This window comes from Pseudomonas sp. FGI182 (assembly GCF_000511325.1).
GTDB lineage: Bacteria > Pseudomonadota > Gammaproteobacteria > Pseudomonadales > Pseudomonadaceae > Aquipseudomonas > Aquipseudomonas putida_Z.
Genome location: NZ_CP007012.1, coordinates 4,423,470 through 4,442,075 on the forward strand (window position 1 = coordinate 4,423,470; position 18,606 = coordinate 4,442,075).

Annotated in this window: 16 protein-coding genes; 12 read left to right on the forward strand and 4 right to left on the reverse strand. The window is 64.0% G+C overall.

Features of this window, described 5'->3' with window-relative positions; genetic code table 11:
• Positions 1-77 precede the first annotated feature (77 nt).
• On the forward strand, positions 78-539 hold the full coding sequence (locus tag C163_RS19425; protein ID WP_025340229.1) for an Lrp/AsnC family transcriptional regulator: 462 nt from the start codon (positions 78-80) through the stop codon (positions 537-539).
• Between the two features lie 117 nt (positions 540-656).
• Here C163_RS19425 and C163_RS19430 read toward each other — a convergent pair whose 3' ends face one another.
• Positions 657-2,987: an FdhF/YdeP family oxidoreductase gene (locus C163_RS19430; protein WP_025340230.1), complete on the reverse strand. Its 2,331-nt coding sequence runs from the start codon at positions 2,985-2,987 to the stop codon at positions 657-659.
• A 348-nt stretch (positions 2,988-3,335) separates the two neighbouring features.
• On the opposite strand from C163_RS19430, the gene moaA reads away from it, so the two are divergent.
• From moaA to C163_RS19445, 3 genes are all read left to right on the forward strand, one after another.
• A complete protein-coding gene (gene moaA, locus C163_RS19435) occupies positions 3,336-4,340 on the forward strand; it encodes a GTP 3',8-cyclase MoaA (RefSeq protein WP_025340231.1) in 1,005 nt (334 codons plus the stop codon).
• 20 nt (positions 4,341-4,360) lie between these two features.
• Complete coding sequence (locus C163_RS19440; RefSeq protein WP_025340232.1) at positions 4,361-5,260, forward strand: bestrophin family protein; 900 nt, start codon at positions 4,361-4,363, stop codon at positions 5,258-5,260.
• Between the two features lie 257 nt (positions 5,261-5,517).
• Positions 5,518-6,468, forward strand: a complete 951-nt coding sequence (locus tag C163_RS19445; RefSeq protein WP_025337292.1) for an IS110 family transposase — start codon at positions 5,518-5,520, stop codon at positions 6,466-6,468.
• Positions 6,469-6,701: 233 nt separating this feature from the next.
• On the opposite strand, the gene moaB is transcribed toward C163_RS19445, so the two are convergent.
• Complete coding sequence (gene moaB, locus C163_RS19450) at positions 6,702-7,241, reverse strand: molybdenum cofactor biosynthesis protein B (protein WP_003259533.1); 540 nt, start codon at positions 7,239-7,241, stop codon at positions 6,702-6,704.
• Positions 7,242-7,381: 140 nt separating this feature from the next.
• Between moaB and C163_RS19455 the strand changes: the two genes are divergently transcribed.
• Complete coding sequence (locus tag C163_RS19455; RefSeq protein ID WP_025340233.1) at positions 7,382-8,269, forward strand: LysR family transcriptional regulator; 888 nt, start codon at positions 7,382-7,384, stop codon at positions 8,267-8,269.
• A gap of 142 nt (positions 8,270-8,411) precedes the next feature.
• Positions 8,412-9,314, forward strand: coding sequence for a DUF6216 family protein (locus C163_RS19460; RefSeq protein WP_025340234.1), 903 nt, complete (start codon positions 8,412-8,414; stop codon positions 9,312-9,314).
• On the opposite strand, the gene C163_RS19465 is transcribed toward C163_RS19460, so the two are convergent.
• On the reverse strand, positions 9,280-10,050 hold the full coding sequence (locus C163_RS19465; RefSeq protein WP_025340235.1) for an AraC family transcriptional regulator: 771 nt from the start codon (positions 10,048-10,050) through the stop codon (positions 9,280-9,282). The two genes, C163_RS19460 and C163_RS19465, sit on opposite strands and share 35 nt — an antisense overlap.
• A 377-nt stretch (positions 10,051-10,427) precedes the next feature.
• On the opposite strand from C163_RS19465, the gene C163_RS19470 reads away from it, so the two are divergent.
• The 5 genes from C163_RS19470 to C163_RS19490 all read left to right on the forward strand — a co-directional run bounded on the left by C163_RS19470 (position 10,428) and on the right by C163_RS19490 (position 17,004).
• Positions 10,428-12,044 carry an APC family permease gene (locus C163_RS19470; RefSeq protein ID WP_013973778.1) on the forward strand — a complete coding sequence of 539 codons (1,617 nt, stop codon included), beginning with the start codon at positions 10,428-10,430 and terminating at the stop codon, positions 12,042-12,044.
• Positions 12,045-12,067: 23 nt separating this feature from the next.
• Positions 12,068-12,994, forward strand: coding sequence for a 4-hydroxyproline epimerase (locus C163_RS19475; RefSeq protein ID WP_025340236.1), 927 nt, complete (start codon positions 12,068-12,070; stop codon positions 12,992-12,994).
• Positions 12,995-13,039: 45 nt separating this feature from the next.
• On the forward strand, positions 13,040-13,987 hold the full coding sequence (locus C163_RS19480; protein ID WP_025340237.1) for a dihydrodipicolinate synthase family protein: 948 nt from the start codon (positions 13,040-13,042) through the stop codon (positions 13,985-13,987).
• Positions 13,988-14,176: 189 nt separating this feature from the next.
• Positions 14,177-15,754: an aldehyde dehydrogenase (NADP(+)) gene (locus tag C163_RS19485; RefSeq protein ID WP_025340238.1), complete on the forward strand. Its 1,578-nt coding sequence runs from the start codon at positions 14,177-14,179 to the stop codon at positions 15,752-15,754.
• 2 nt (positions 15,755-15,756) lie between these two features.
• Positions 15,757-17,004 (forward strand): FAD-binding oxidoreductase, encoded by a 1,248-nt coding sequence (locus tag C163_RS19490; protein WP_025340239.1) that lies wholly within the window; start codon positions 15,757-15,759, stop codon positions 17,002-17,004.
• Between the two features lie 118 nt (positions 17,005-17,122).
• Here C163_RS19490 and xenA read toward each other — a convergent pair whose 3' ends face one another.
• The gene (gene xenA, locus C163_RS19495) at positions 17,123-18,214 is read right to left on the reverse strand and encodes a xenobiotic reductase XenA (RefSeq protein WP_025340240.1); all 1,092 of its coding nucleotides are present in this window, start codon (positions 18,212-18,214) and stop codon (positions 17,123-17,125) included.
• Between the two features lie 50 nt (positions 18,215-18,264).
• On the opposite strand from xenA, the gene C163_RS19500 reads away from it, so the two are divergent.
• A complete protein-coding gene (locus tag C163_RS19500) occupies positions 18,265-18,600 on the forward strand; it encodes a helix-turn-helix transcriptional regulator (protein ID WP_025340241.1) in 336 nt (111 codons plus the stop codon).
• The last annotated feature ends 6 nt before the right edge of the window (positions 18,601-18,606 follow it).

The window sequence follows — 18,606 nt, forward strand, 5'->3', positions numbered from 1 at the left end:
TGCAACTATCGCACAACCCAAATCTTCTAGCCTTGGGGTAATCTGTGAAATATTTTTCTCCACGGCCCACGCGCGATATGGACAGCTTCGACCAGCACATTCTCACCCTGCTTCAGCGCGACGCCTCGATCTCGCTCAAGGACCTGGCCGAGGCCGTAAACCTGTCTACCACGCCGTGCTGGAAGCGGGTCAAGCGCCTGGAGGAAGACGGCTACATTGTCGGCCGTGTCGCCCTGCTCGACCCGGAGCGGCTGGGGTTGGGGCTGACGGTGTTCGTCCAGCTCAAGACCCAGCGCCACGACAGCGACTGGCTGGAGCAGTTTGCCGCGACCGTGACCGGGTTCGAGGAAGTGATGGAGTTCTACCGCATGTCGGGGGACTGGGATTACATGCTGCGGGTGGTGGTGGGGGATATTGCGGCGTATGACCGGTTTTACAAAAAGCTGATCACCAGTACTGATGGGCTGTCGAACATCACTTCCAGTTTTGCCATGGAGCAGATGAAGTACACCACGGCCTACCCGGTGCATCGTTCCTGATCGGTGCTGGATTCTTCGCGGGCTTGCCCGCTCCCACAGGAGTACCACAGGTGCTGAAAACTGTGGGGTCCCTGTGGGAGCGGGCAAGCCCGCGAAGAGGCCAGCACAGGCAACCGATCAATCCGCGGCCAGCACCGCCGCAATCCGGTTCCCGGCCTTGGCTTTCTCGACCTTGATCGCCACGAACTTCGAGGTCGGGGTATAGGTCCCCTCGCCATAGCTTTCCAGCGGCACCAGCGGGTTGGTCTCCGGGTAATAGGCCGCCGCCTGCCCCTCGGGTACGTCATACGCCACCAGGCGGAAGCCTGACACGCGCCGCTCCACGCCATCCTCCCACAGCGACACCAGGTCCACATGCTCGCCCGGCTCGAAGCCCATCCGGCGGATGTCCACTTCGTTGACGAACACCACTTCACGCAGGCCGAACACCCCGCGATAACGGTCGTCCAGGCCATACAGGGTGGTGTTGTACTGGTCGTGCGAGCGCAGGGTCTGCAGGATCAGGTCGGGCTTGTCACCGCGCGCCAGCACCTTGGCATTCACCAGTTGCTCCGGCAGCTGGTGCGGGCTGAAGCGCGCCTTGCCTGTGGCCGTGCGCCAGGTACGGTCGGCGGCATTGTTGCCCAGGTGGAAGCCGCCCGGGTGCTGCAGGCGCTCGTTGAAATCGGTAAAGCCGGGGATCACATCGGCAATCATGCTGCGGATACGGCCATAGTCGGCAACTGCGTACTCCCAGTCGATCGGCTGCTTGCCCAGGGTCGCCTGGGCCATGCCGGCGATGATCCACGGCTCCGAGCGCAGGTGCGGAGAGCGCGGGCGCAGCTGGCCGTGGGAGATGTGCACCATGCTGAAGGTGTCCTCCACGGTCACGCCTTGCGGCCCGCTGGCCTGCATGTCGATTTCGGTACGGCCCAGGCACGGCAGGATCAACGCATCTCGGCCGGTGACCAGGTGCGAGCGGTTGAGCTTGGTGGAAATCTGCACGGTCAGCGCGCAATTGCGCATGGCCGCATGGGTGCGCGGCGTATCCGGCGTGGCCTGGGCAAAGTTGCCACCCAGGCCGATGAACACCTTGGCCCGCCCCTCTTCCATGGCTTTGATCGCCAGCACCGCGTTGTGCCCGTGGGCACGCGGCACGCGGAACTGGAAGCGTTTTTCGATGGCATCGAGCAGCACAGCCCCGGGCTTCTCGTCGATGCCCATGGTGCGGTCGCCCTGCACATTGCTGTGGCCACGCACCGGTGACAGGCCGGCACCGGGCTTGCCGACGTTACCGCGCAGCAGCTGCAGGTTGACGATTTCCTGAACGGTCGGCACCGAGTGGCGGTGCTGGGTGACGCCCATGGCCCAGCACATGATTACCCGTTCGGCCTTGCGGTACATGCGCGCGGCCAGTTCGATCTCGGCCTGGGTCAGGCCCGATTGCTCGACGATGTGCGCCCAGGGCGTGGCATCCACGGTTTCCAGGTATGCGTCGACACCACTGGTGTGCTCGGCGATGAAGGCATGGTCGAACACTGCCGGTTCGCCATTGGCCTGGGCTTCGCGTTCCCACTGCAGCAGGTACTTGGCAATGCCGCGCATCACTGCCATGTCGCCGCCCAGGGCCGGGCGGAAGTAGGCCGTGTTGGTTGGTTCGGAGCCATTGCTGAGCATCTCGAACGGGTGCTGCGGGTGCTGGAAGCGCTCCAGGCCGCGCTCCTTGAGCGGGTTGAAGCAGACCACCTGGGCACCACGCTTCACCGCTTCACGCAGCGGTTCGAGCATGCGCGGGTGGTTGGTGCCGGGGTTCTGGCCGATGACGAAGATGGCATCGGCCAGCTCCAGGTCGTGGAACACCACGGTGCCCTTGCCCACGCCGAGGGTTTCCGACATGCCCACGCCGCTGGCTTCATGGCACATGTTCGAGCAGTCGGGGAAGTTGTTGGTGCCGTAGGCGCGGACGAACAGCTGATAGAGGAACGCCGCCTCGTTGCTGGCCCGGCCCGAGGTGTAGAACTCGGCCTGGTCGGGCGATTCGAGTGCGCGCAAGTGTTGGGCAACCAGCGCGAAGGCTTCTTCCCAGCTGGTTTCCACATAGTGATCGGTGGCCGCGTCGTAGCGCATCGGGTGGGTCAGGCGGCCCTGGTACTCCAGCCAGTAGTCGGTCTGCTCGGCCAGCGCACTGACGCTGTACCTGGCGAAGAACGCCGGGTCCACCGAGCGGCCGGTGGCTTCCCAGTTGACTGCCTTGGCGCCGTTCTCGCAGAACTTGACCATGTCGTTTTCCGGCGACTCGCCCCAGGCGCAGCCTGGGCAGTCGAAGCCGCCGTTCTGGTTGGTCTTGAGCATGGCCCGCAGGTTCTTGAAGGCATTGTCGCTGCCCAGCCAGCTCTTGGTCACGCTCTTGAGCGCCCCCCAGCCGGCGGCGGCACCCTTGTAGTCCCTGATGTGTTGGTCCTGGCTCATGCGATGAATCCTCACGCTTCGATGCTTTTTTTCAGCCTATGGAGCGTGGGGTAGAGCCGTCCAATCGAAAGATCTTACGGGGTGATAGGCGGTTTCGATCACGGGCTGGAACCGCGTCACGGCCTTCGCGGGCGCGCCCGCTCCCACAGGTACAGTGCAGTTCCCGAGAGCAGCGGTAACCCTGTGGGAGCGGGCATGCCCGCGAACGGTGCGCCGCGGTCAACACTTTGAAATACGTGCCCTGCAGCCATGATAGAGGCCATCGATCAATCGGTCGGACAAAGCAATTTGACGGCCCTGCGCCCAAGTTATAGCTTGAATCGAGTCCCTACCCATTCGAGCGCGAACGTGGAACAGAACAGCCGGGCCCTGATCGACGGCTTCAACCGGAAAATCGACTACCTGCGGATGTCGGTCACCGACCGCTGCGACTTCCGTTGCGTGTACTGCATGGCCGAAGACATGCAGTTCCTGCCGCGCCAGCAAATTCTCAGCCTCGAGGAACTGTTCCAGGTGGCCGAGCGCTTCGTCGCCCTTGGCACCCGCAAGATCCGCCTGACCGGCGGCGAGCCGCTGGTGCGCCAAGGCATCGTCGACCTGTGCGGGCGCATCGCCGCCCTGCCCGGCCTGCGCGAATTGTGCCTGACCAGCAACGGCTCGCAACTCGGGCGCCTGGCCCAGCCGCTGTTCGACGCCGGTGTCACGCGCCTGAACATCAGCCTCGACAGCCTGGACGCCGAGCGCTTCAAGCAACTGACCCGCACCGGCGACCTGCACCAGGTCATCGCCGGCATCGACGCCGCCCGCCAGGCCGGCTTCAAGCGCACCAAGCTCAACTGCGTGGTCCTCAAGGGCCGCAACGATCATGAACTGGTCGACCTGGTGCGCTTTGCCATCGACCGCGAACTGGACATTACCTTCATCGAAGAAATGCCCTTGGGCGTGATCAGCGAACATGAACGCGGCGAGTCGTTCTGCTCCAGCGATGAAGTACGTGCGCTGCTGGCCGAGCAGTTCACCCTGGTCGAATCGACCGAGTCGTCCCAGGGCCCGGCCCGCTACTGGCGCCTGGCCGAAGCCGCCAACACTCGGGTCGGCTTCATTTCGCCACACAGCCACAACTTCTGCTCCACCTGCAACCGCGTACGCCTCACCGTCGAAGGCCGTCTGCTGCTGTGCCTGGGCAATGAACACTCGGTGGACCTGAAGCAGGTGCTGCGCGCCCACCCCGGCAACCCTGAACGCCTGGAAAAGGCCATTCGTGACTCGCTGCACCTCAAGCCCTACCGCCATCATTTCGAAGTCGGTGGCGACGTGCAGATCCTGCGCTTCATGAACATGACCGGCGGCTAGGCAGCCGTCTCTGGATTTCCATGATCGTCCACCCCACCCCCGATGTGCTGCGTGTGCTGTTCACCCTCAAGGGTTCGATCGTCAAACGCATTGCCCTGCGCTGCCTGACGGTCACCCTGCTGGCCGCGCTGATCGTGTTGGTCGAGCGACATTTCCCGGCGTTTTTCTACCCGGTCAGCGCCACCCCGTTCACCTTGCTGGGCCTGTCGCTGTCGATTTTCATGAGTTTTCGCAACAACGCCTGCTATGACCGCTGGTGGGAGGGGCGCAAGGCCTGGGGCAAGCTGATCATCGAAACCCGTTCGTTCGTGCGCGAAAGCCTGGTAATTACCGACGAAACCCTGCGTGCCGAACTGTTGCGCAGCCTGTGCGGCTTTGCCCATGCGCTGAATGCACGGCTGCGCAGCGAGGACGAACTGGCCGCCGCCCGGCCCTGGCTGGCCCGGCCCGAAGCGATCAGCCCGCACAACGTGTGCGACGCCATCCTGCGCGAAATCGGCGGGCACTGCTCGCGGCTGGCAGCACAGCAGCAGATCAGTGACTGGCGCTACAGCCTGCTGGAGCAGCGGCTGGTGGGCCTGACCGAAGTGCAGGCCACCTGCGAGCGGATCAAGGGCACGCCGTTGCCGTTCCCCTACACGCTGTTGCTGCACCGCACCATCTACATCTTCTGCCTGCTGCTGCCGTTTGCCCTGGCCGAGCCGCTGGGCTGGCTGGCGCCGCTGTTCACCACCATCGTGGGGTACACATTCTTCGGGCTGGACGCGATTGGCAACGAACTGGAAGACCCGTTCGGGCGCGATGAGAACGACCTGCCGACCGATGCCATGGTGCGGACCGTGGAGCGCGATGTGCTGGCGGGGTTGGGGGAACAACAGCTACCGCCGGCGTTGTTGCCGGTGGACCATGTATTGAGCTGACTGAATGCACTGGCCTGTGCCGGCCCTTTCGCGGGTAAACCCGCTTGTGTCTTGATGGGGGATTAGAATTTGGAGTGAGAGCGGTGAATGGCAAGCTGAATGCCGTAGGTGCCTTGAGCACGTGTGGGAGCAAAAGCTGCCATTCACCGTTCCACTTTGGCGAGAGCCCGAACAGTTGGATGCGGCTCTGATCTCGAATCACAAGCGTGGGCCAAGCCAAAGTCCTCTCACTGTGTTGAGTTTAGGAGGTTTTGGTGATGGCTTCCTTCTTGGGTATCGATGTTTCCAGTCTCTCCCTTGATGCTGCGGTGCGGCCACAGGGCATCAAAATGCATTTAAGCAATGATCCAACAGGGTTTGAGGCGCTACTGGAGAGCCTTCGCAAGCTCAGTATCAAGCGCGTCCTGTTAGAGGCGACGGGTGGCTACGAGCGAGATGTCATGTGTTTTCTACAGGACGCTGGCTACAAGGTCATACGCGTCAATCCCAGGCGAGCCAGGTCATTCGCTGACTCTTTAGGCATCAAGGCCAAGACTGACGCCATCGACGCCGAGGTTCTGGCGCACTATGCCGAAGTCATTCCAGATCAACCCTCTCTGCGAGTCAGCCCCGAACGAGCGCTTCTGCGAGAGTTGCTTCAGCAACGTGATCGGATGGTTCAACAGCGAGATGACGACCTGCGGCGCCTGAAGCAGGTGCAATCGACTGCAGTTGCTAACTACCTGAATGCCAACCTGAAACACTTCAAGGCGCAGATCAAACGGGTTGAGTGTGAGATCGAACAGCAAATCGCGATGCTGAACGACGAACGGGTTGCCCAGCTGATCAAAGTGAAAGGCATTGGGATGGTGACAGCGGGCAAACTAATAGCGCTGCTGCCGGAGCTAGGTCGGGTTGAGTCCAGAGAAATTGCCTCCCTGGTTGGGGTGGCGCCCTTCAACCACGACAGCGGGAAATTCATGGGCAAGCGCTCTATCTCTGGCGGGCGATTTGCGGTCAGGCGATCGCTGTACATGGCATGCCTTGTGGCGATGAAATACAACCCAGCACTCAAGGCTCGTTATCAGTCACTGCGGGAGCGCGGAAAACTTCCCAAAGTCGCTATCGTGGCCTGCATGAGAACGTTCATCGTGCGGTTAAATGCCATGCTCAGAACGGGTACATCATGGCTCGATCTAGTGCTACCGCAGCCTGAAGGTACAACGTAAATCCAGAACGCAGCGTGAGCCGCCTGGAAGCGGGCTTGCCCGCGAAGCCAACACCGTGGTGGATGGCACGGGCTTCGCCCGTGTTCGCGGGCAAGCCCGCTCCCACAGGGATCGCGCCAGCTTTTTGAAATTGAGCAAGACAGTTGCTCCCACAGGGCCGCCACAGGTTTCGAACCCTGCGCGGTACCTGTGGGAGCGGGTTTACCCGCGAAGAGGCCGGTACAGGCGAAAACTCAGCCCCGGCTTGCACAGGCCTCGATCGGCTTCAGGTGCTTGACGAAGTTGCACGGCCGGTGCCGCGCATCCAGCTGCTCCGCCAGGATGCCCTCCCACGCCGTACGGCAGGCCCCGGTGGAGCCCGGCAGGCAGCACACCAACGTGCGGTTGGACAGCCCGGCCAGCGCCCGGCTCTGCACGGTCGAGGTGCCGATATCGAGAATCGACAGGGCCCGGAACAGTTCGCCAAAGCCATCGATGCGCTTGTCCAGCAGGCACTCGACCGCTTCCGGCGTGCTGTCACGCCCGGTAAAACCGGTACCGCCGGTGATCAGCACCACCTGCACCTGCTCGTCGGCAATCCAGGTGGCGACCTGGGCGCGGATCTTGTAAAGGTCGTCCTTGAGCAACGCCCGCGCCACCAGGCGGTGGCCGATCTCCACCGAGCGGCTGGCCAGCAGCTCACCGGAGGTGTCGTTGTCGTAGGTACGGGTGTCGCTGACAGTCAGCACGGCGATGTTGAGCGGTACGAAGACCGCGTCGGGTTGGACGCGCACGGTGGGGCTCCTCGAGTGGCAGTGCCGCCACGCTAGTGGCATGGCCCGGGGGCGTCCAATCGATATGGCGTACCGACTGATCAATGACATCTATCGCAGACGTGGGTTAAGGTCTGCATAACCCGATACCAGGCACTTCCATGGACATCAAGCAGCTCAAATTCCTCATCGCGCTCGACCAGACACGCCACTTCGGCCAGGCGGCGGCGCTATGCCATATCACCCAGCCGACGCTGTCCATGCGCCTGCGCAACCTGGAGGACGAACTGGACCTGGTGCTGGTCAAGCGCGGCCAGCGCTTCGAAGGCTTCACCGAGGCCGGCGAGCGCATCCTGGCCTGGGCCCGTACGCTGCTCGCCGCCCACGACGGCCTGCAGGCCGAGGCCGCCAGCTGCCGCGGCCAGGTAGTCGGCAGCCTGCGCCTGGGCACGGTGCCGCTGGCCAGCTTCAACCCCATGCACCTGCTGCTGCCGCTGCGTGAAAAATACCCCGAGCTGCACTTCCAGATCAGCTCGCTCAGCTCGGAACAGGTCATCGACGGGCTCAGCCGCAACCAGCTCGACCTGGGCATCTGCTACCTGGACCAGGTCAACACCAGCTTCTTCGAAGTGATCGAGCTTGGCACCACCACCATGGGCCTGCTGCACGATACCCGGCACTTCAAGTTCACCAGCGACACCCTGCGCTGGGACGAGCTGGGCGACATTCCGCTGGGCCTGCTGAGCAAGGGCATGCACTACCGCCAGTCGCTGGACCTGAGTTTCCGCAGCCGTGGCCTGGAGCCAAATGCGGTACTGGAAAGCGACTCGAGCTTCCAGCTGATCCAGGCCATCAACACCGGCATGTGCTGCGCGGTCATGCCGCTGGGCTGCGGCCTGGAAGACCTGAGCGAGCACCTGCGCATCCTGCCGGTGGCCGACGCCGCCATCCACAGCCCGGTCGGCCTGCTGCTACGCCGTAGCGAGCCGCGTTCGGCAATTGCCGAGCAGTGCTTCGATGAGGCACGGGCGCTGTTCGTCACGTGCTAATTCACTGGCTAGCGAATTTTCCTACTGCAACATAGGACATTTCGCTAGCGACAAGACGCTCTCCCCGCTTTTATCCTCCTTCGCTCACCAGGCGGTGCGAGAACGCGCAGCCGTTTCTTATCCCATTGTCCAAGGATCTGACATGACGACACCTCCAACCGCTGCCACGCCATTGGTATGGAGTGCCGAAAACTTAGCCCCGCTGGGAGGGCTCGGCCTTCTAGGGATGGTTCTGTTGCTGGTGTGGTTTATCCAAAGCAGAGCCGGGTCGCTCTATTTTCTGCGCGATCTAATCTGGCGAAGTTTTGGTGGAAAAAAAGAGTTCGACGACCTCTCGGAGCTGAACCAGATGCGCAGAGAGTTACGTGAAATCGAGTTTTTCAGATACGAATTCAATATTCCTGCAAACAACTTGCGCGAAGCACGACTCGCTCATCGCTGGATCGTCGCCAACGGTTTTGCCCCAAGCGATATCGGCCGCAGCCGCAGATACATGGATTGGAGCGATTTTGATTCTCCAACATTTGCGGTCAAGCGGTTCACTTGGTGGAAATACACGCTGGTTGTAACATCGATGCTTTTGCTCATCGGGGCATTTACGCCGTTTTCGCTTTTCGGGAATTCGAAGTACTTGATGGTTTCGTTGAAGAACTCACCCGACACGCCCTCGTTCTACCTATCTTCAGACAACATCAAGTTCAAAATGTGGCCAGATAGGGTTCTAATGCCAGAACAATGCCGCTCAGCCGAAACCTTGAAACCCTTTATAGAAGACTTTCCTGAAAAGGAGCTGGACACCGTCTGCTCGTTTTTTATGGACCCTGCCTACGAATCACACGTGACGAAAGGGCTTGAGGCGCAACGTTCGTTACTGGCTGGCATAGCGTTCGCCAGTATGATGGGATTGATTTTGCTGGTACTGAAGCTTGCCCGTATGCAGAGGGCGCAATCGCTGTACCAGCAGTGGCAGAACCGCACTCCGTCCGAGTCACAGGCAACGCCCTCGCCCATTACGCCATCGCCCGCCGATACTGCCTCGGCGTGAAGCCGGTCAGTTGCTTGAACTGGCGGCTGAAGGCGCTGTGGTCGGTATAGCCGCAGCACATCGCCACTTCAGTGATCGGCAGTTCCGAGTGCAGCAAACGGTGGGCGTGCTCCAGGCGCGCCTTGTGGATCATCTGCCGTGGCGTGAGGTGGAACACCCGCTTGCAGTAGCGTTCCAGCTGGGCCACGGAAATGCCGGCGATACGGGTCAGCTCGCCCATGCTGATCGGCTGGTGGAAATGCCGACGGATATGCTCGTCCACCGCCGCCAGGCGCTGGTAGGCGGGGTGGCTGTCGGCGGCTGACTGCAAGTCGACCGAGATGCCGACCAGGCCGATGATCTCGCCGGCCTGGTTGTACAGCGGGCGCTTGTGGGTCAGGCACCAGCCAGGCTCGCGGCTGCCGTACAGGTGCAGCTCCAGCTGGTCTTCCAGCACCAGGCCTTCCTTGAGAACGCGACGATCCTGCTCGGTGTAGCCGGGGCCCAGCTGTGCCGGGAACACTTCGGCGCTGGTCTTGCCCAGCAGCGGTTGCAAGCGCTTGAGGCCACAGCGCTGGACCAGGGTGTTGTTGGCCAGCACATAGCGGGCGGCCGGGTCCTTGATGAAGATCGCGGCGTTGGGGATGGCGTCGAGGATCGGCAGCAGCAGGGACACACCGGCGAGCAGGGCCTCGAGGTTGGCGGGGCGGTGCTGGTCGAGGGACTGGTACAGGGTTGCCAGGGGGGTGTTGGTCATCTGTCGGTTCTCTGTTGGCTGTGCCGGCCCTTTCGCGGGCACGCCCGCTCCCACAGGACCCCACAAATCTCGAATCCTGTGCCGTACCTGTGGGAGCGGGCGCGCCCGCGAAGAGGCCAACGATACCCACATACCTCTACAGCCCTTGCTCGGTATGGCTTACAGCCTATCCACCACCTTGCCATCCCGCCATTTCTTTTTTGCAACTGTGCCGATTTCGTCATCCACCCTGCAGAAAACCATCAAGAACCGCCGCCCCGATCGGTCCACTCTATGCCCCACGCAAGCCGCCCCAAGTCCTACAAGAGCGCGGCCCAAAAAGCCGCATCTCGTGACATCAGACCTGCCTATCCAATAACCAACAAAAAGGCGAACCCATGTCAGGTAAATTCAAAAAACAGTTGTCATTGCTGGACCTCACCTTCATCGGCCTAGGCGCCATCTTCGGCTCCGGCTGGCTGTTCGCCGCCAGCCACGTCTCGGCCATCGCCGGCCCGGCCGGCATCCTGTCCTGGTTCCTTGGCGGCTTCGCCGTACTGTTGCTGGGCATCGTCTATTGCGAACTGGGCGCCGCCCTGCCGCGTGCCGGGGGCGTGGTGCGCTACCCGGTGTACTCCCACGGCCCGCTGCTGGGCTACTTGATGGGCTTCATCACCCTGATCGCCTTTTCCAGCCTGATCGCCATCGAAGTGGTCGCTTCGCGCCAATACGCCGCCGCCTGGTTCCCCGGGCTGACCAAGGCCGGCTCCAGCGACCCGACGGTACTCGGCTGGCTGGTGCAGTTCGCCCTGCTGGGGCTGTTCTTCTTCCTCAACTACCGCAGCGTGAAAACTTTCGCCAAGGCCAACAACCTGGTCAGTGTGTTCAAGTTCATCGTACCGCTGCTGGTGATCGGCGTGCTGTTCACCTTCTTCAAGCCGGAAAACTTCGAGGTCCAGGGCTTTGCCCCGTTCGGTCTGTCCGGCGTTGAAATGGCGGTATCGGCCGGTGGCATCATCTTCGCCTACCTGGGCCTGACGCCGATCATTTCGGTGGCCAGCGAGGTGAAGAACCCGCAACGCACCATCCCCATCGCGCTGATCCTCTCGGTACTGCTGTCCACCGCGATCTACGCCCTGCTGCAACTGGCCTTCCTCGGCAGCGTGCCGACCGAAATGCTGAGCAACGGTTGGGCCGCAGTGACCAAGGAACTGGCCCTGCCCTACCGCGACATCGCCCTGGCCCTGGGTGTGGGCTGGCTGGCCTACCTGGTGGTGGCCGACGCGGTGATCTCGCCCAGCGGCTGCGGCAACATCTACATGAACGCCACCCCGCGCGTGGTCTATGGCTGGGCGCAGACCGGCACCTTCTTCAAGTACTTCACCCGTATCGACGCCGAGTCCGGCATCCCGCGCCCGGCGCTGTGGCTGACCTTTGGCCTGTCGGTGTTCTGGACCCTGCCGTTCCCGTCCTGGGAAGCGCTGATCAACGTGGTTTCCGCCGCCCTGGTACTGAGCTACGCCGTGGCCCCGGTCACCGTCGCCGCCCTGCGCCGCAACGCCCCCGACATGCCGCGCCCGTTCCGGGTCAAGGGCATGGGCGTGCTCGGCCCGCTGTCGTTCATCATCGCCGCGCTGATCGTGTACTGGTCGGGCTGGAAGACCGTGTCGTGGCTGCTGGCCCTGCAGATCGTGATGTTCGTGCTGTACCTGCTGTGCGGCCGCTTCGTGCCGACCCAGCACCTGTCGCTGGCCCAGCAAGTGCGCTCGTCGGCGTGGCTGATCGGCTTCTACGCGGTGACCATCCTGCTGTCGTGGCTGGGCAGCTTCGGCGGCCTGGGAGTACTCGGCCACCCGTTCGACACCGTGGTCGTGGCCGCTTGTGCGCTGGGCATCTACTACTGGGGCGCTGCCACCGGCGTGCCTGCCCACCTGGTGCGCCTGGAAGGTGAGGATGAAAGCGAAGCCTCCTCCGAAAGCTACCCAGGCCAGCGCCCTGCCGCCGTCGCCTCCTGACCCACTCTCGAATGGATATCCCCATGAAACATGTTCACGTCATCGACTCGCACACCGGCGGGGAACCAACCCGCCTGGTGATGAAAGGCTTCCCGCAACTGCATGGCCGCAACATGGCCGAGCAGCGCGACGAGCTGCGCGAGCTGCACGACCAGTGGCGCCGCGCCTGCCTGCTGGAGCCACGTGGCAACGATGTGCTGGTCGGTGCGCTGTACTGCCCACCGGTATCGGCCGACGCCACGTGCGGGGTGATCTTCTTCAACAACGCTGGCTACCTGAACATGTGCGGGCACGGCACCATCGGCCTGGTCGCCTCGCTGCAGCACCTTGGCCTGATCGCACCGGGCGTGCACAAGATCGACACCCCGGTCGGCCAGGTCAGCGCCACCCTGCATGAAGACGGCGCCATAACCGTCGGCAACGTGCCGTCCTACCGCTACCGCCGGCAGGTGCTGGTGGACGTGCCCGGCCATGGTCTGGTGCGCGGCGACATCGCCTGGGGTGGCAACTGGTTTTTCCTCGTCTCCGAACACGGCCAGCGCATCGAGCTGGGCAACCGCGAGGCGCTGACCGAGTACACCTGGGCGATGCTCAAGGCCCTCGAAGCCCAGGGCATCACCGGTGAAAACGGTGCCCCCATCGACCACGTCGAACTGTTCGCCGACGACGCCAACGCCGACAGCCGCAACTTCGTGATGTGCCCCGGCAAGGCCTACGACCGCTCGCCCTGCGGTACAGGCACCAGCGCCAAGCTGGCCTGCCTGGCCGCCGACGGCAAGCTCGACGAAGGCCAGACCTGGGTACAGGCCAGTATCACCGGCAGCCAGTTCCAGGGCCGCTACGAGCGCGACGGCGAACGCATTCGCCCGTTCATCACCGGCCGCGCCTACATGACCGCCGACAGCACCCTGCTGATCGACGAACAGGACCCGTTCGCCTGGGGCATCTGACCCCGGCTTTTTCCAAAAAATCGAATATCGCGAGGAGTGACAACAATGACCAACAACATCTTCACCGGCACCATGCCCGCCCTGATGACCCCCTGCACCGCCGAGCGCAAGCCGGACTTCGACGCCCTGGTGCGCAAGGGCCGCGAGCTGATCGAGGCCGGCATGAGTGCCGTGGTGTACTGCGGCTCGATGGGCGACTGGCCGCTGCTGACCGAAGCCGAGCGCCAGGAAGGTGTAGCGCGCCTGGTGGCCGCCGGCATCCCGACCATCGTCGGTACCGGCGCGGTGAACACCCGTGAAGCAGTATCCCACGCCGCCCACGCGGCCAAGGTTGGCGCCGCCGGCCTGATGGTCATCCCCCGCGTGCTCAGCCGCGGTGCCTCGCTGATTGCCCAGAAGCACCACTTCTCGGCCATCCTGGCAGCCGCGCCGAAGCTGCCAGCGGTTATCTACAACAGCCCGTACTACGGCTTCGCCACCCGCGCCGACCTGTTCTTCGAACTGCGCAGCGAGTTCCCCAACCTGATCGGCTTCAAGGAGTTCGGCGGCGGTGCCGACCTGCGCTACGCCGCCGAGCACATCACCTCCAAGGATGACGACGTGACCCTGATGGTCGGCGTCGACACCCAGGTGGTGCATGGCTTCGTCAACTGCAACGCCACCGGCGCCATCACCGGCATCGGCAACGCTCTGCCGCGTGAGGTGCTGCACCTGGTGAGCCTGAGCAAGCAGGCGGCCAAGGGTGATGCCAAGGCTCGCCGCCTGGCGCGTGAGCTGGAGGCGGCGCTGGCGGTGCTGTCGTCGTTCGATGAAGGCTGTGACCTGGTGCTCTACTACAAGCACCTGATGGTGCTGAACGGTGACAGCGAATACAGCCTGCACTTCAACGAGACCGACGTGCTGACCGACGCCCAGCGCAACTATGCCGAGCAGCAGTACGCACTGTTCCGCAGCTGGTACGCCAGCTGGGCAGCTGAGCAGAACATCGCCTAAGCAGCCACTGCTTTCTCTGTGGGAGCGGGCATGCCCGCGAAGCAGGCGACTCGGTGCCTGGCACCGGCTTTGCCGGTGTTCGCGGGCTCGCCCGCTCCCACAGGTTTGGTGCGAGGCTCAGAAAGTGCCCGCTCCCACAGGGTAAGCAGTACACCCTTGCAACTGCATGTGATTTCCAAAGGAGGCTCCATGACCCTCACAGGCAACCTGCTGATCGGCCAGACACCGGTAACCGGCAGCCGCGAAGCCATCCGTGCCATCGACCCGGCCACCGGCCAGGCGCTGGAACCGGCCTACCTCGGCGGCACCGGCGAACACGTGGCCCAGGCCTGCGCCCTGGCCTGGGCGGCGTTCGATGCCTACCGCGAAACCTCGCTCGAGCAACGGGCACAATTCCTCGAAACCATCGCCATGCAGATCGAAGCGCTGGGCGATGCCCTGATCGATCGCGCCGTGGCCGAAAGCGGCCTGCCCAAGGCGCGCATCCAGGGCGAACGTGGCCGCACCTGCACCCAGCTGCGCACCTTCGCCCGTGTGGTGCGGGCCGGCGAATGGCTGGACGTGCGGGTCGACAACGCCCTGCCCGAGCGCCAGCCCCTGCCGCGTGCCGACCTGCGCCAGCGCCAGGTGGCCCTGGGGCCGGTGGCGGTATTCGGCGCCAGCAATTTCCCATTGGCCTTCTCGGTGGCCGGTGGCGACACCGCCTCGGCCCTGGCCGCCGGTTGCCCGGTGGTGGTCAAGGCCCACGGTGCCCACCCGGGCACCAGCGAGCTGGTCGGCCAGGCAGTGGCAAAGGCCGTGAAGCAGTGCGGCTTGCCGGCCGGTGTGTTTTCGCTGTTGTACGGCTCCGGTCGTGAAGTGGGCATTGCGCTGGTCAGCGACCCGCGCATCAAGGCCGTCGGCTTTACCGGCTCGCGCAGCGGTGGCATTGCGTTGTGCCAGGCGGCCCAGGCCCGTCCGGAGCCGATCCCGGTGTACGCCGAAATGAGCTCGATCAACCCGGTGTTCCTGTTCGACACCGCCCTGCAGACCCGCGCCGAGGCATTGGCACAAGGCTTCGTCGCCTCGCTGACCCAGGGTGCCGGCCAGTTCTGCACCAACCCCGGCCTGGTGATTGCCCGCCAGGGGCCGGCGTTGCAGCGTTTCATCGACGCCGCCAGCGAGCACGTGCGCCAGGCTGCGGCGCAGACCATGCTCACCCCGGGCATATTCAGTGCCTACCAGGCCGGTGTCGGCGCCCTGGCCGCAAACGCCAATGCCCAGGCCGCCGCCAGTGGCCAAGCCGGGCAAGGCCCCAACCAGTGCCAGGCGCAGCTGTTCGTGACCCAGGCCGAAGCGTTCCTCGCCGACCCGGCGTTGCAGGCCGAAGTCTTCGGTGCGGCGTCGCTGGTGGTCGCCTGCGCCAATGATGAGCAAGTGCGCCAGGTGGCCGAGCATCTGGAAGGCCAACTGACCGCCACCCTGCAACTGGACGATGCCGACATCGCCAGCGCCCGCGCGCTGCTGCCGACCCTTGAGCGCAAGGCTGGCCGCATCCTGGTCAATGGCTGGCCGACCGGTGTAGAGGTATGCGACGCGATGGTCCACGGCGGGCCGTTCCCGGCCACCTCCGATGCCCGTACCACTTCGGTGGGCACGGCGGCGATCCTGCGCTTCCTGCGCCCGGTGTGCTACCAGGACTTCCCCGATGCCCTGCTGCCGCAGGCGCTGAAACACGGCAACCCGCTGCAACTGCGGCGCCTGCTCGACGGTAAACGGGAAGGCTGAGCATGGTCGAAACCGCTGAAACCGATATCGCCGTGGTCGGCGCCGGCATTGTCGGCGTCGCCTGTGCCCTGCAACTGGCCCGCCAGGGCCGCCGGGTAACCCTGGTGGACCGCCAGGCACCCGGCCAGGGCGCGTCCTACGGCAACGCCGGGCACCTGGCCACCGAGCAGGTATTCCCGATTGCCGACCTGTCGATTCTCAAACGCCTGCCGCGCATGCTGCTGGACCCGATGGGCCCGCTGCGCCTGGACTGGAAGTACCTGCCCAAGGCCATGCCGTGGTTCACCCGCCTGCTGCTCAACCTGCGCCCGGGCCCGTTTCAGCGCAGCGTGGCCGGCATCCGCACGTTGAACGAAGGCAGCCTGGGTGCCTGGCAGCGGCTGCTGGGTTCGATCGGGCGCAGCGAGCTGTTCCAGGAAGATGGCTCGTTGCTGGTGTTCGAGCGGCCGGAGTCGCGCCAGGCCCTGGAGGCCTTGCGCGCACGCATGCAACAGCAGGCGGTGCCGGTGGACTTCTGGTCGGCCGACACCGTGCGCGAGGCGGCGCCGCAACTGAGCCCGTCGTTGCAGGGTGGGCTGTTCTTCCCACGTACCGGGCACTTCATCGACCCTTACCGGGTGGTGTGCGAACTGTTCGAAGCGGCCAAGGCCAGTGGCGTGCGCTTTATCCAGGCGCAGGTCGATGGCGGGCGGCTGCACAGCGGTGGGGTCAGCCTGGCCAGCGACCAGGGCACGCTCGAGGCCCGCCAGGTGCTGATCAGTTGTGGCGCGCATTCTGCGCGGTTGACCGGCGTGCTGACCGGCAAGCAGGTGCCGCTGGACACCGAGCGCGGCTACCACCTGATGTTGCCTGGCGAGCATCAGCGTTTGCCGTTTGCAGTCACATCGTTGGAGCGCAAGTTCATCATGACGCCCATGGCCGAGGGCTTGCGCCTGGCCGGCACGGTGGAATTCGCCGGGCTGGACGCGCCGCCGAGCATGCAGCGGGCGTGGCAGTTGCACCGCTTGAGCAAGGGGTTGTTCCGGAGGGACCTGAGTGTTGAGGGAGCGACGCCGTGGATGGGCTTCCGGCCTTCGTTGCCAGATTCGTTGCCGGTGATCGACCGGGTGTGTGATGGGCGGGTGCTGTTGGCGTTCGGGCATCAGCACCTGGGGTTGACCCAGGCGGCGGTGACGGCGGAATGGGTGGGGCGGTTGGCCGACAGGGACAGCGGTGCTGATATGGCGGCTTACCGGTTGGATCGGTTTTAGATTCGGGGGCCGCTTTGCGGCCCTTTCGCGACACAAGGCCGCTCCTACAGGGGACCGCGTACGCTTGTAGGAGCGGCCTTGTGTCGCGAAAGGGCTGCGCAGCAGCCCCCGGCATCACTCAGCGATAACGCTCGAGCCAGTGCGCATACGGTGCCGGCAAGGTCCAGGAGGCTTTCTCCACGCCCAACTCCTTGGCCGCAAAGTAAGCCCAGTGCGGGTCTGCCAGGTGCGCACGCCCTACCGATACCAGGTCCAGCTGGTTGGCCTGCAGCGCCGCTTCCGCCAGTTGCGGCGTACCAAACCCCCACGCCGAGGTCACCGGCAGCTTCGCCTCACGACGCACGCGCTCGGCAATCGGCCCCATGAACGCCGGGCCCCATGGGATCTTGGTGTCGGGAATGGTGAAGCCGACACTCACGCTCAGCAGGTCGAGGCCGCCAGCCTTGAAACGGCGCGCCAGTTCGATCGACTCTTCCAGCGTCTGCTCATCCCGGCCGTCGTACTCCAGCACACCAAAACGCGCGGTCAGTGGCAGATTCTCTGGCCATACCTCACGCACCGCTGCCAGGGTTTCCAGCAGGAAGCGGCTGCGGTTGTCGAAGCTGCCACCGTAAGCGTCGGTACGCTTGTTGGAGTGTTCGGAGAAGAAGCTCTGGCCCAGGTAACCATGGGCAAAGTGCAGTTCGATCCACTCGAAACCGGCATCGCGCGCACGGCGGGCGGCATCGACGAAGTCCTGCTTGACCCGGGCAATGTCGTCCAGGGTCATCTCGCGCGGCACTTGTGGCAGGTGCGCGCCGAAAGCGATGGCGGACGGGGCGATGGTTTCCCAGCCGCGAGCGTCGTCGGCGGCAATGTGGTCGTCACCTTCCCACGGGCGGTTGGCGCTGGCCTTGCGCCCGGCGTGGGCAATCTGAATACCCGGCACGGAACCGGCGGCCTTGATTGCCTGCACCACCGGCACGAAAGCCTGGGCGTGAGCATCGCTCCAGATACCGGCGCAACCGGGGGTGATGCGCCCTTCCGGTGCCACGGCAGTGGCCTCGACCACCAACAGGCCGGCACCGCCACGGGCCAGGCCGGCCAGGTGCACGTGGTGCCAGTCGTTGATCATGCCGTCCTCGGCCATGTACTGGCACATCGGCGGAATGGCAATGCGGTTGCGCAGGGTGACGTCCTTGAGGGTATAGGGTTCGAACAAAGCGGACATGGGCAAGCTCCCGGGTTATCTGATTACGATAGTTCGATCATAATCGAACTATGGCAATTAATGATAGCCCCGTTATCATGACGACCATGCGAGCCTATCAACATCCCAATTCTGAAGACCTCACCCTGGAACGCCTGCTCTATGCCCTGAGCGACCCGGTGCGCCTGGGTATCGTGCGCCACCTGGCGGGCGTGGCCGAAGCCAGCTGCGGCGAGCTGGACGGTGGCCGGCCGAAGTCGAGCATGTCCCACCATTTTCGCGTGCTGCGTGATGCGGGGTTGGTGCATACCCGCAATGTGGGGACTACCCATATGAATTCGTTGCGTAGCGAGATGCTGGGGGAGCGGTTTCCTGGGTTGCTGGACTGCATTCTGCGCCAAGTTTGATCTGCC